At 57.1% G+C, this 12,394-nt stretch carries 8 protein-coding genes; 7 read left to right on the plus strand and 1 reads right to left on the minus strand.

The genetic code is table 11. The annotated features are described in order from the left end of the window. The 3 genes from AC3DKS_RS08135 (at position 1) to AC3DKS_RS08145 (ending at position 5,572) form a co-directional block, all read left to right on the plus strand. Entirely contained in the window at positions 1–1,215 is a 1,215-nt protein-coding gene (locus AC3DKS_RS08135) for an RsmB/NOP family class I SAM-dependent RNA methyltransferase (RefSeq protein WP_041327842.1), read from the plus strand. Positions 1,216–1,395: 180 nt separating this feature from the next. Continuing rightward, positions 1,396–5,061, plus strand: coding sequence for a phosphoribosylformylglycinamidine synthase (gene purL / locus AC3DKS_RS08140; protein WP_272607857.1), 3,666 nt, complete (start codon positions 1,396–1,398; stop codon positions 5,059–5,061). Between the two features lie 43 nt (positions 5,062–5,104). Further along, positions 5,105–5,572, plus strand: coding sequence for a DinB family protein (locus AC3DKS_RS08145; RefSeq protein WP_272607856.1), 468 nt, complete (start codon positions 5,105–5,107; stop codon positions 5,570–5,572). Between the two features lie 28 nt (positions 5,573–5,600). On the opposite strand, the gene AC3DKS_RS08150 is transcribed toward AC3DKS_RS08145, so the two are convergent. Beyond that, positions 5,601–6,020 carry a hypothetical protein gene (locus AC3DKS_RS08150; protein WP_015755277.1) on the minus strand — a complete coding sequence of 140 codons (420 nt, stop codon included), beginning with the start codon at positions 6,018–6,020 and terminating at the stop codon, positions 5,601–5,603. Positions 6,021–6,187: 167 nt separating this feature from the next. Here AC3DKS_RS08150 and AC3DKS_RS08155 point away from each other — a divergent pair, with 167 nt between their 5' ends. From AC3DKS_RS08155 to AC3DKS_RS08170, 4 genes are all read left to right on the plus strand, one after another. After that, positions 6,188–7,957, plus strand: a complete 1,770-nt coding sequence (locus tag AC3DKS_RS08155; protein WP_272607855.1) for an AMP-dependent synthetase/ligase — start codon at positions 6,188–6,190, stop codon at positions 7,955–7,957. 136 nt (positions 7,958–8,093) lie between these two features. Beyond that, positions 8,094–8,561 carry a MarR family winged helix-turn-helix transcriptional regulator gene (locus AC3DKS_RS08160; RefSeq protein WP_015755279.1) on the plus strand — a complete coding sequence of 156 codons (468 nt, stop codon included), beginning with the start codon at positions 8,094–8,096 and terminating at the stop codon, positions 8,559–8,561. Between the two features lie 18 nt (positions 8,562–8,579). Further along, positions 8,580–10,985 carry a 3-hydroxyacyl-CoA dehydrogenase/enoyl-CoA hydratase family protein gene (locus AC3DKS_RS08165; protein WP_474731321.1) on the plus strand — a complete coding sequence of 802 codons (2,406 nt, stop codon included), beginning with the start codon at positions 8,580–8,582 and terminating at the stop codon, positions 10,983–10,985. A gap of 215 nt (positions 10,986–11,200) precedes the next feature. Beyond that, on the plus strand, positions 11,201–12,391 hold the full coding sequence (locus AC3DKS_RS08170) for an acetyl-CoA C-acyltransferase (protein ID WP_041327253.1): 1,191 nt from the start codon (positions 11,201–11,203) through the stop codon (positions 12,389–12,391). Positions 12,392–12,394 lie beyond the last annotated feature (3 nt).

Below are 12,394 nucleotides of genomic sequence, written 5' to 3' on the forward strand. Positions count from 1 at the left end.
ATGCGCATGCACCGAAATCTCGTATTTGCTGTCTGGGACGGACTGGACCAGATATTCAATGAAAATGCCTATGCCGACAAGGTGGTGGAAAAACTGCTCAGGCGCGATAAGCGTTGGGGAAGCAGGGACCGGGGGTTTATAGCCGAAACGGTTTACGACATGGTCCGCTACCGCAGGCTGTACGCCGAGATCGCAGGGGTATCCGCCCCCTACAGCCGACAGGACCTGGGCCGGATGTTCGCCGTTTGGGCGATTTTACGCGGCCATACCCTGCCCGACTGGAAGGAATTTGCCGGAACCCCCGAACGCCGGATCAAGGGACGGTTCGATGCGCTGCAGGAATCCCGGGCCGTTAGGGAGTCCGTTCCGGACTGGCTGGATGCCCTCGGGGCGGAAAGCCTGGGGGAGGCCGTTTGGGATCGGGAGCTCCGGGCCCTGAACCAGCAGGCCGAGGTGGTATTGCGGGTAAACCGGTTGAAGGCTTCGCCGGAGCAGGTACGGGAGTCCCTGTCGGAAGCCGGTTTTGAAACGGCTCCTATTTCGGGGTATCCGGATGCCCTCCGCCTTTTGGAGCGTGCCAACGTGTTCGGCAGCGAGGCGTTCCGTTCGGGCTGGTTTGAAATCCAGGATGCGTCTTCACAGCGCGTGGCGCCCCTGCTGGCGCCGGAGCCCGGGATGCGCGTTATCGATACCTGTGCCGGGGCGGGCGGCAAAAGCCTGCACCTGGCGGCCCTGATGGAAAACAAAGGGCAAATACTGGCCCTCGATATCTATGCCAACAAACTGCGGGAGCTCAAGAAACGGGCCAAGCGGGCCGGCGCCTTCAACATTGAAACCCGCCCGATTGAATCGTCCAAAACGCTCAAACGCCTGGCAGGCTCTGCCGACCGGGTACTGATCGACGCCCCGTGCAGCGGCCTGGGTGTTCTCAGGCGTAATCCGGATGCCAAGTGGAAATTGCGGCCGGAATTCGTGGAAGAACTCACGCGGACCCAGGCAGAGCTCCTGAATTCCTACAGCCAACTGCTGAAACCGGGAGGGAAACTGGTATATGCCACGTGTTCCATCCTGCCCGGCGAAAACGAACAGCAGGTGGCCCGGTTCCTGGACTCCGGGGCCGGCCAGGCGTTCCGGCTGGAGGAGGAACACCGCATCCTGGCCTGTGAATCAGGCTTTGACGGGTTTTACCTGGCACTCCTGAACCACACGGGCTGATCCGGCCAGGGAGCCGGTCGATCCCACCGGCGCGCCGGCAGACGCCAAAACCCCGGGATGCGGATTAATCGAGCGGATTAATCAACAGGCCGGCCGCGGTTTGTTAATTATTCAGCCAGTTGCTTACCGCTAAAATTGGTACCTTTACGGCTTCATCGTACAACCAACACACCGGTAGCAATGATCCACTTTTTCGGTGACCCCCAATCCAAGATTTATGCCCTGCAATCCAACGCGGACCTCCACCCGGAGGCTATCCGCAAACTCTCCTGGCTGTTCGGCAACATGCCCCGGCTCGATGCGGCGTCCGTGGACGCCTTTTTTGTTGGCCCCAGGGCGGCGATGATTACCCCATGGAGCACGAATGCCACAGAAATCACCCAGAACATGGGTATAGAGGGCATCCGGCGAATTGAATCCTACCAGGCCGTCCCTGCCGATTTTACAGAGTACGACCCGATGCTCTCCGAAAAGTACAACGGGCTGGGACAGGACCTCTTCACCGTAGAGCACCTCCCGGAACCCGTCCGGGAAATACAGGACATCGCGGCGTACAACGCTTCGGAAGGGCTGGCACTGAACCCGGAGGAAGTCAGTTACCTGGAAGCTCTCAGCGAGCGGCTGGGAAGGCCGCTGACGGATTCGGAGGTATTCGGTTTCAGCCAGGTGAATTCCGAACATTGCCGGCACAAGATATTCAACGGGACCTTTATCATCGACCACCGGGAAATGCCGGATTCCCTGTTTAAACTCATCCGGAAGACCTCGGAGGCAAATCCGAACGATATCGTCTCCGCCTATAAGGATAATGTAGCATTTATCAAGGGGCCGGAACTCGTGCAGTTTGCGCCCCGGAGCGCCGACAAACCGGACTATTACGAGGAAAAGCCCTTCCGCTCCGTCCTGTCGCTTAAAGCGGAAACCCATAACTTTCCAACCACCGTTGAGCCTTTCAACGGCGCTGCCACCGGGTCCGGAGGGGAAATCCGGGACCGCCTGGCCGGCGGAAAAGGCGCCCTCCCCCTGGCGGGTACCGCGGTGTATATGACCGCCTATTCCCGACTGGAAGAAGGGCGGTCGTGGGAAGCGCACGTCCCAGCAAGGCCCTGGCTCTACCAAACTCCCATGGATATCCTCATCAAGGCCTCCAACGGGGCCTCGGATTTCGGCAACAAATTCGGGCAGCCGCTCATTTGCGGCTCAGTCCTCACCTTCGAACACGAGGAGGAACAACGCGTCCTGGGTTATGACAAGGTCATTATGCTGGCCGGGGGAATCGGGTACGGCAAGTCCGACCAGGCCCTCAAAGACAAGCCTGTCCAGGGCGATCGGATCCTGGTGATGGGAGGCGACAACTACCGGATCGGCATGGGGGGCGCAGCTGTATCCAGTGCGGATACCGGGGCTTTCAGTTCGGCCATCGAGCTGAACGCCGTGCAGCGCTCCAACCCGGAAATGCAAAAACGGGCGGCCAACGCCATCCGCGGCCTGGTGGAAGGTGATAAAAACCCGGTGGTCTCCATCCATGACCACGGGGCAGGCGGCCACCTGAACTGCCTCTCCGAACTGGTGGAGGAAACCGGGGGGAAGATCCGCCTGGATAAACTACCCGTGGGCGACCCGACGCTTTCCGCCAAAGAACTTATCGGAAACGAATCCCAGGAGCGCATGGGGCTGGTGATTGCACCCCGGGACCTGGAATTGCTGCAGCGAATTGCCGACCGGGAGCGGGCGCCGCTTTACGACGTGGGCGAAGTGACCGGCGACCACCGCTTTACTTTTGCCTCCGATTCGGAGCGGCCCATGGACCTGGCCCTGGCCGACATGTTCGGCAGCTCGCCGAAAACGGTGATGCAGGACGAAAAACAAGACCGTACATATGCCGGGGTGGATTACGAGTTTCAGCGGTTCCACGCCTACCTGGAAGAAGTGCTCCAACTGGAGGCTGTGGCCTGCAAGGACTGGCTCACCAACAAGGTAGACCGCTGTGTGGGGGGGCTGGTCGCCAAGCAACAATGTGCAGGCCCCCTGCAACTCCCGCTGAACAATTGTGGGGTGATGGCCCTGGATTTCAAGGGGAAGGACGGGCTGGCCACCTCGGTAGGGCATTCCCCGGTCTCCGGGCTCATACACGCCGGAGCGGGCAGCCGCAACAGCATTGCAGAGGCCCTGACCAACCTGGTTTGGGCGCCCCTGGAAAAAGGCCTGAAATCCGTCTCCCTCTCCGCCAACTGGATGTGGCCCTGCAACAACCCCGGAGAAGATGCCCGCCTGTACGAAGCGGTTCAGGCGGCTTCGCAGTTTGCCATTGCGCTGGGCATCAATATCCCTACCGGGAAGGATTCGCTTTCGATGAAACAGAAGTACAGGGACCAGGAAGTACTGGCCCCCGGGACGGTCATTATCTCGGCCGCTGCCCATTGCAGCGATCGCCGGAAGGTGGTGGAACCCGTATTCCGGCCCGGCGGCGGCCCGGTGTACTACCTGAGTTTTTCGGGAAGCGAATTTGCCCTGGGCGGCTCCTCCTTTGCCCAGGTTTTGGGCAAGGTCGGCAACCAGGTGCCGGATATCCCGGATGCCGATCGTTTCGCGCGGGCCTTTGACACCCTGCAGGACCTGATCAAAAAAGGCAAGGTCCTGGCCGGTCACGATGTGGCTTCCGGCGGGCTGGTCACCACGCTGCTCGAAATGTGCTTTGCCGACGGGCAACTCGGGGCCGACCTGGACCTGACCGCAATCGGGGAGCCGGATTCCATGAAATTGCTTTTTGCCGAAAATGCCGGGGTGGTTTTCCAGGCAGTCGACAGCAAGGTGGAGAAGGAATTGAAGTCCGCCGGGTTGGAGGTTTACCGTATCGGGACGGTCCTCAGGGAACCCCGGTTGCATATCAAGAACCACCGCCAGAGTATGGACCTGGATGTCGCTGCCCTCAGGGACGTGTGGTATAAGACCTCTTACCTGCTGGATGCGCGGCAGACTGCCGGTGACCTGGCGGCGACACGTTACCGGGAATACAAGGCGCAACCCCTGAGGTATACCTTCCCGAAAAAATTCAAGGGATCGCTCCCCGCAATGAAACAACCCCCGGGTACCCGCCCCAAGGCGGCCATCCTCCGGGAAAAAGGCAGCAATTCGGAGCGGGAAATGGCCCATGCCATGTTCCTGGCCGGGTTCGACGTAAAGGATGTCCACATGACCGACCTGATCTCCGGGCGCGAAACCCTGGAGGACATCCGGTTTATCGGCGCGGTAGGCGGGTTCTCCAATTCGGATGTGCTGGGGAGCGCCAAAGGCTGGGCCGGGGCGTTCAAGTACAACGACAAAGCCAACCGGGCCCTGAATAATTTCTTTGCCCGCCCGGATACCCTCTCTGTCGGCATCTGCAACGGTTGCCAGTTGTTTATGGAACTCGGGCTGATCCACCCGGACCACGATGACCACGGGAAACTGACCTATAATGATTCGGGGAAACACGAAAGCGCCTTTACCTCCGTGGAAGTCGCTCCGAACCATTCCGTAATGCTGGGGTCCCTGGCCGGCAGCCGGCTGGGTGTCTGGATTTCCCACGGGGAAGGCAAGTTTGCCCTACCCTACGACCGTTCGCGCTACAATATCGTAGCTACTTACGGGTATGACGCCTATCCGTCGAATCCAAACGGCAGCGCCTTCAACACGGCCATGCTCTGCGACGACAGCGGACGCCACCTGGTGACCATGCCGCATATCGAAAGGTCCATTTACCCCTGGAACTGGGCCTGGTATGAACCGGGGAGGGAAGACGCGATTTCTCCCTGGATTGAGGCGTTTGTGAATGCCCGCAAATGGATTGAATCGAATAACGGCTGACCTTACCGGGAACCGGGAGAACAGGCCGATAAAACGCACGACCATGGATGTACATCCGGAAGCAGCCTTACAGGTCTGGCGAAGGAATCGTAAAAACCTTCTCCAGTTTATGAATTCGTATGACGCCGCCCAACTCAACCGGGTTCCCGACGGGTTTTCGAACAACCTGATCTGGAATCTGGGCCATATTCTGGCGGTGCAGCAATTGCTGGTCTACGGCCTGTCCGGACAGCCCCTGCATATCCCCCAAAAATTTGTGGTGCGCTACCAGCGGGATACCCGGCCGGAGGGCCCGGTGGACGAGGCGGAAATCTCGGAAATTCGCGAGTGGCTGGAAAGGACGGTGCCGTTACTGGATAAAGACCTGGAGGCCAATCGCTTTGGCACATTTCGACCATTTACCAATTCTGCGGGGTTCCCGGTAACGAACCTGCAGGAGGCCATCACCTTCAACAACTTCCACGAAGGGCTCCACCTGGGATATATGCTTTCGATCCGGAAGTTCCTCTGACCCCGCTTGGAAAGCTGTCTGCAGCGCCCTATTCGGTAACGGGCACCTCTACCTCTGTAATGATCGGGTCGCCATTGTTGTCGTCCCCCTGATAGAAGCGAAAGGTATACGTCTGATCAAACAGTACCTGGAAAACCAGGGTTTCGGTGCCTTCGGTGATTGCCTGTGTGCAGCCGCCGGTGTCCGTCCGGGTGCCTATCGCAACAATTTCCCGGACATCCTGTGCGGGAGAACCCACATTCAGTTGGTAAAACTCCGTGCACCCGTCCGGCAGCTGGTAGGTGACCGGGATTTCATAAAGCTCCCCGAGGTTGAAGGATTCCGGGAAGTCGATCTCGGAAATTACCAGCTGTTCAAAAGTTGTTTCGGGCCCGTCGTCATTACTGGAACAGGAACTCATCAGGAACACGCCTGCCAGGGCCAAAAAACTGTAGAAGTAATTTTTCATGGTGCAATTGTTTGAAAATTAACGATATTCAAGGTTGTTATAAAAAATAGGGCTTCCGGAGAATTCCGATTGCCGCTCCTAAGATGGATCTGTTCGGAAAACGTTGCGTTGCCATTTTTTAATACGGGCCCTTTTCTTATTTTGCAAGAACGCTTTACAAACTAACTATGCAATCCGTCACCCGACTATTTGATTTTCCGCATTACCAGCTCGAAAAATACGGCATGGACCGTGCCTTTGCAACTAAATACGACGGGGAGTGGTCGTATATCTCGTCACAGGAATACGTGGATCGCGCCAATGCCGTTAGCCGGGCCCTGCTTCGGCTCGGGGTATCAGCCGGCGATAAGATTGCGCTGATCTCCATGACCAACCGCACGGAATGGAATATCATGGATACCGGGATCCTGCAGGTGGGTGCACAGGACGTACCCATCTACCCGACAATTTCGGAGGAAGATTACGCCTATATCCTGAACCATTCGGGTTGCTCCTATTGCCTGGTGTCCTGCCAGGAAGTGTACGAAAAAGTGGCCGCCATCCGCGGGAAGGTCCCAAAACTCAAAGAGGTTTACAGCTTCGACAAACTGCCGGATTGCAAGAATTGGCAGGAATTGTTGGACCTGGGAGCGGATACGGGAAACCAGGACGAGGTTGAGGCCCGGAAAGCAGCGGTACAACCCGGCGACCTGGCCACGCTCATCTATACGTCCGGCACTACCGGCAAGCCCAAGGGCGTAATGCTGTCCCACGACAATATCGTATCCAATGTGATAGCCAGCGACCGGCGGGTGCCGTTTGAACACGGGGCTTCCGCACTGAGTTTTCTCCCGGTCTGCCACATTTTTGAACGGATGATCCTCTACCTGTACCAATATTGCGGGATCTCGGTCTATTTTGCCGAAGGGCTGGACACCATCAGCGAAAACCTCAAGGAGGTGAAGCCGCAGGTGATGACGGTCGTCCCCCGGTTACTGGAAAAAGTCTATGACAAGATTATCGCTAAGGGGGCCGACCTGACCGGTATCAAGAAAGCACTCTTCTATTGGGCGGTGGACCTGGGCCTGAAATTTGAACCGTACGGCGCCAACGGCTGGTGGTACGGGGTGCGCCTGGCCCTGGCCCGGAAACTGATATTCAGCAAGTGGCAGGAAGCCCTGGGCGGCAACCTGGAGACGATGGTGTCCGGGAGCGCGGCCCTGCAGACCCGCCTGGCCCGGATATTTGCTGCTGCTGGTATCCCGGTCATGGAAGGATACGGCCTGACGGAGACGTCCCCGGTAATTTCGGTTAACGACCAGCGGAACAGCGGATGGAAAATCGGGACGGTGGGACGCGTTATCGACGAGGTGGAGGTGCGCATTGCCGAAGACGGTGAAATCCTTTGTAAAGGGCCCAACGTAATGCTCGGTTATTACAAGGACCCCGAACGGACGGCCGAGGTGCTCCGGGACGGGTATTTCCATACAGGTGACATCGGCGAAATCGATGCCGACGGGTTTTTGAGGATCACCGACCGCAAAAAAGAAATGTTCAAGACTTCCGGGGGCAAATATGTGGCCCCGCAGTTACTGGAAAACCGCTTCAAACAATCCCGGTTTATCGAGCAGATCATGGTCGTTGGGGAGGGTGAAAAAATGCCTGCCGCCCTGATCCAGCCCAACTTCGAATTCCTTGAGGAGTGGGCGCGCCGCAACCAGGTAGCGGCAAGGGACCATCGGGAACTCATCCAAAACCCCAAGGTACTGGAGCGCTACCAGGAAGAGGTCGATAAAGCCAATGAGGACTTTGCCCGATGGGAAAGGGTAAAGCAATTCCGGCTGACCCCGGATACCTGGTCTGTTGAAGCCGGCCACCTTACGCCCACCATGAAAATTAAACGCAAGGCCATCCTGGAACAATACCGGGAACTCTACGACGATATCTACAGAGGCTAATCCACACTCTTAAGAGCTGGTCTATGCCGCTTTAAACGCGGACTACCGCGCTGCATGGCTGAAATTCTCTGATTTTATTATTTATTATGCATGCATAATAATATTTTTGTATATTTGATCAGCTTCTTCACAGCGTATGAAAGACATTACTATAGACTATGCCCTGAGGGCCACCTGGCAAGCCGTTGCCCGGATGTACAATGAAGAGGCCCGCAAATTTGATTCGACGATGGCGGTAGGCTTTTGCCTGCTGAGCATCGACCCAAAAGAAGGTACGCCTTCTACCGCCCTAGGGCCCCGCATGGGCATGGAGGCTACCAGCCTCTCGCGCATCCTGAAGAGCATGGAGACGCGCGACCTCATCGAACGCCGGCCCAATCCCGACGACGGCCGGGGCGTACTGATCCACCTTACGGCCTTTGGCCGGGAAATGAGGGCTAAATCCAAAGATGTGGTGCTCCGCTTCAACGAAGCGGTTCGCAGTGAAGTGAGCCCCCAACAACTCAAGGGTTTCTTTGAAGTGGCGGCAGTTGTCAACCAATTGATTGCCGAGCGAAAAATTTACGAACAAACCCCGGATGCCGAGTCTTCCGGAAAAAAATAATCGAGAATACACCTGACAATGAAGAGAAGAATCAACAAGGTCGCAGTAATCGGCTCGGGTATCATGGGAAGCGGGATCGCCTGCCATTTTGCCAACATCGGCGTGCAGGTCCTCCTCCTGGACATCGTCCCGAGGGAGCTGACCGAGAAAGAGCAGGCCCGGGGAATGAGCCTCGAGGATGCCGCGGTTCGAAACCGCCTGGTGAATGAATCCCTTCAAAAAGCGCTGAAGTCCAAACCCTCGCCCATCTACCACCCGGATTTCGCCAATCGTATAGAGACCGGCAATCTGGAAGACGATATCTCGCGGGTTTCCGAGGCCGACTGGATCATCGAGGTGGTTGTGGAACGCCTGGATATCAAGAAAAAAGTCTTTGAAAACCTCGACAAGCACCGGCGGGAAGGCACGCTGATCACGTCGAATACCTCGGGCATCCCCATCCGGTTTATGAGCGAAGGCCGCAGCGAGGATTTCCGGTCCCACTTCTGCGGCACGCATTTCTTTAACCCGGCCCGTTACCTGAAACTCTTCGAGGTAATCCCCGGTCCGGATACCAAGGAAGACGTCATAGACTTTCTGAAAAACTACGGGGAGCAGTTTCTGGGAAAAACCTCGGTGGTGGCCCAGGATACACCTGCATTTATCGGCAACCGCATCGGAATCTTCAGCATTATGAGCCTCTTTCATATGGTGAAAGAAATGGGGATGACCGTTGAAGAGGTAGACAAACTCACCGGCCCCGTAATCGGCCGGCCCAAATCGGCCACCTTCCGGACCGTAGACGTGGTGGGGCTCGACACCCTGGTACACGTGGCCGAGGGGATACACGAGAACTGCCCGGATGACGAGCGCCACGAGCTGTTCGCCCTGCCGGACTATATCCGGAAAATGGCGGATAACGGCTGGTATGGCAGTAAAAGCGGTCAGGGGTTCTACAAAAAAGTGAAAAAGGATGACGGATCGAGCGAAATCCTGAGCCTGGACCTGGACACCCTGGACTACCGGGACCGAAAACGGGCCAAATTCGATACCCTGGAAGAAACCAAAACCATCGACAATGTGATTGACCGGTTCCCGGTCCTTATTGGCGGGAAGGACAAAGCCGGGGAATTTTACCGAAAAAGCCTTGGGGCCCTTTTTGCCTATGTCTCCCATCGCATACCCGAAATTACCGACGCCCTCTATAAGATTGACGATGCGATGAAAGCCGGTTTTGGCTGGGAGCACGGACCGTTCCAGATCTGGGATGCAGTAGGCCTCGATAAAGGTTTGGAACTGGCGGTCGCAGCCGGGCAACAGGCGGCTCCCTGGGTAGAGGAAATGCAAGTCGCAGGCCACACGTCCTTCTACGAAATCCGGGACGGGGCCACGTATTATTACGACATCGATGCCGGGGAGTATCGGAAAGTCCCCGGGCAGGATGCGTATATCATCCTGGACAATATCCGGGAAAGCAAGGCGGTATTCAAGAACAAAGGGGTGGTGGTCCAGGATCTGGGCGACGGCATCCTCAATGTGGAATTCCGTTCCAAGATGAACACCATCGGCGCGGAGGTGCTCGCGGGCTTGAACAAGGCCGTGGACCTTGCCGAAAAGGACTATGACGGGTTGGTGGTCGGAAACCAGGCGGCCAATTTCTCGGTCGGGGCCAACATCGGCATGATCTTTATGCTGGCCGTGGAACAGGAATACGACGAGCTGGCCATGTCCGTGAAGTATTTCCAGGATACGATGATGCGCATGCGGTATTCGTCCATCCCGGTAATCGCCGCACCGCACGGCATGTGCCTCGGGGGCGGCTGCGAATTGAGCCTGCACGCGGATAAGGTGGTAGCCGCTGCGGAGACCTATATCGGCCTGGTGGAATTCGGCGTCGGGGTAATCCCCGGCGGGGGCGGTTCCAAGGAGATGGCCCTCCGCGCCGCCGATACCTTTAAGAAAAATGACGTGGAGCTCAACGTATTACGGGAATATTTCCTGACTATCGGGATGGCCAAGGTATCCACCTCGGCCTATGAGGCTTTCGATACGGGCATCCTCCAAAAAGGCAAGGATGTGGTTGTGGTTAACAAGGAGCGTCAGATTGCAACTGCCAAGGCCAACGCCCGGTTGCTGGCCGACCGGGGATATACGCGGCCCATTGAGCGTACGGATGTCAAAGTGCTCGGGAAACAGGCACTGGGGATGTTTTTGGTGGGCACGGACTCCATGGAAGCCGGCAACTATATCTCGGAGCACGACAAGAAAATCGCCAACAAACTCGCCTGGGTAATGGCCGGGGGAGATTTGTCCGAAGCGAGTTACGTAAGCGAGCAGTACCTGCTGGATCTCGAGCGGGAGGCCTTCCTTTCCCTGTGCACGGAACGCAAAACCCTGGAGAGGATCCAGCACATGCTGAAAAAAGGGAAGCCGCTTAGGAATTAGGGGTGTTGGCGATTTGGCGATTTGAAGATTTGAGGATTTGAGGATTTGAAGATTCAACTTTTCGAATTGAAACCTATAGAATTTGAAGACCTGAAAATAAAATCCATGAACACCGGGTAAATGAGTCCCGGATTAAAAATAAAAATGGGGGATGCGAGGCAGCATCCGGGATCACAACAACCGGATAGGCCCCTTCTGAAAAAAGCACCTGAATCATGAGAACAGCATATATTGTTAAAGCATACCGGACAGCCGTGGGAAAGGCCCCCAGGGGTACCCTGCGTTTTAAGCGGCCCGATGAACTGGCTGCGGAAACCATCGCCTACCTCCTGGAGCGCGTGCCCGGCCTGGAGAAACAACGCATCGACGACGTAATTGTGGGCAATGCCATGCCCGAGGCCGAACAGGGTCTGAACATGGCGCGGCTGATTTCCCTGATGGGCCTGAAAATCGAGGACGTACCCGGAGTTACGGTGAACCGCTACTGCGCCTCCGGCCTGGAAACCATCGCCATCGCCACGGCCAAAATCCAGAGCGGCATGGCCAACTGCATCCTCGCCGGGGGAGCCGAAAGCATGAGTTACATCCCCATGGGGGGCTACAAACCCGTCCCGGACTACGGGCTGGCCAAGGCCGGCCATGAAGATTATTATTGGGGCATGGGGCTGACGGCCGAAGCTGTTGCCAAACAATACAAGGTATCCCGGGAAGATCAGGATGCCTTCGCCTACGAGTCCCACCAGAAAGCCCTGAAGGCGCAAAAGGAGAAGCGGTTTGAATCCCAGATCGTCCCGATTGAGATAGACCACACCTATGTAAATGAGGCCGGGAAGAAGACCACCCGTCAATACGCCGTGGATACGGACGAAGGGCCCCGGGCAGATACGTCCAAAGAGGCATTGGCCCGGTTGCGGCCCGTTTTTGCAGAAGGAGGCAGTGTAACGGCGGGAAATTCCTCCCAAATGAGCGACGGGGCCGCCTTTACCCTGGTGATGAGCGAGGAGATGGTGAAGGAACTCGGCCTTGAACCCATTGCCCGCCTGGTAAATTACGCCGCCGTCGGGGTGGAACCCCGGATCATGGGGATTGGCCCGGTGAAGGCCATTCCCAAGGCGCTAGGGCTGGCGGGAATAAAACAGGACCAGCTGGAGCTCATCGAGCTGAACGAGGCCTTTGCCTCACAATCCCTGGCGGTAATCCGCGAACTCGGGCTGGACCCGGATCGGGTGAACGTCAATGGGGGAGCCATTGCCCTGGGCCACCCGCTGGGCTGTACGGGGGCGAAACTATCCGTCCAGCTATTCGACGAAATGCGCTTGCGCAACCTGCAGGGAAAATACGGCATGGTGACCATGTGCGTGGGAACCGGGCAAGGGGCAGCCGGGGTATTTGAATTCCTATCCTGAATC

The organism is Robiginitalea sp. (assembly GCF_982776155.1).

Coding starts and splice junctions, on each gene's coding strand:
- AC3DKS_RS08165 (WP_474731321.1), top strand. CDS start 8,580: ATGAAGAGAAGAATCAACAAGGTCGCAGTAATCGGCTCGGGTATCATG.
- AC3DKS_RS08145 (WP_272607856.1), top strand. CDS start 5,105: ATGGATGTACATCCGGAAGCAGCCTTACAGGTCTGGCGAAGGAATCGT.
- AC3DKS_RS08135 (WP_041327842.1), top strand. CDS start 1: ATGCGCATGCACCGAAATCTCGTATTTGCTGTCTGGGACGGACTGGAC.
- purL (WP_272607857.1), top strand. CDS start 1,396: ATGATCCACTTTTTCGGTGACCCCCAATCCAAGATTTATGCCCTGCAA.
- AC3DKS_RS08160 (WP_015755279.1), top strand. CDS start 8,094: ATGAAAGACATTACTATAGACTATGCCCTGAGGGCCACCTGGCAAGCC.
- AC3DKS_RS08150 (WP_015755277.1), bottom strand. CDS start 6,020: ATGAAAAATTACTTCTACAGTTTTTTGGCCCTGGCAGGCGTGTTCCTG.
- AC3DKS_RS08170 (WP_041327253.1), top strand. CDS start 11,201: ATGAGAACAGCATATATTGTTAAAGCATACCGGACAGCCGTGGGAAAG.
- AC3DKS_RS08155 (WP_272607855.1), top strand. CDS start 6,188: ATGCAATCCGTCACCCGACTATTTGATTTTCCGCATTACCAGCTCGAA.